The following is a 611-nucleotide window of genomic DNA, read 5'->3' as shown; positions in this document are numbered from 1 at the left end:
GCGTAGCCGATGACGGACGCGGCGGCGGCCAGCACGGCCACCGTGGTCAGGGCGAGCGGCAGCGTGAACCAGTCGGCGAGGAAGCCGATCGCGGGCGGGCTCAGCAGCATGCCGCTGTAGCCCAGCGTGGACGCCGTCGCGACCCCGCCGGGCCCCGCCAGCGCGCCGGCCCGGCCGATGGCCATGGGGAAGATGTTGGCGAGGCCCACACCGGCGACGGCGAAGCCCAGCAGGACGAGCCAGACGGACGGCGCCAGCGCGCCGACCAGCATCCCGGCCGCGGCGGTGGCGCCGCCCAGGACCAGTGCGCGGGTCTGGCCGAGCCGCTCCTGGAGGAGGGTGCCGGAGAGCCGTCCGGCCGTCATGGCGAGGGCGAAGAGCGAGTATCCGGCCGCCGCGAGGCCGGCGGACGCGTCGAGGTCCTGGGTGAGGTGCAGCGCGCTCCAGTCGGCCATCGCGCCCTCGCCGTACGCCGTGCAGAGCGCGATGACCCCGAAGACGACCACGGCGCGCCGGGTGCGGGGGTCGGGCTTCGCCGGCCCGGCCGCGCGTGCGGGTCGTCGCGGGAGGTCCGCTGCCGGGCGGGCGCGCTCCGTGGGCGCGGGGACCGG

The 611-nt window shown here is 77.9% G+C and carries 1 pseudogene; it reads right to left on the bottom strand.

The features are described 5' to 3' along the window. Positions 1-611: pseudogene (locus GT042_RS13070) on the bottom strand (MFS transporter); the annotation flags it as partial.

It is taken from the genome of Streptomyces sp. SID3212, assembly GCF_009865405.1.
GTDB lineage: Bacteria > Actinomycetota > Actinomycetes > Streptomycetales > Streptomycetaceae > Streptomyces.
Note: the sequence above shows the minus strand (reverse complement) of the source record. Positions and strands in the feature narration are given on the sequence as shown.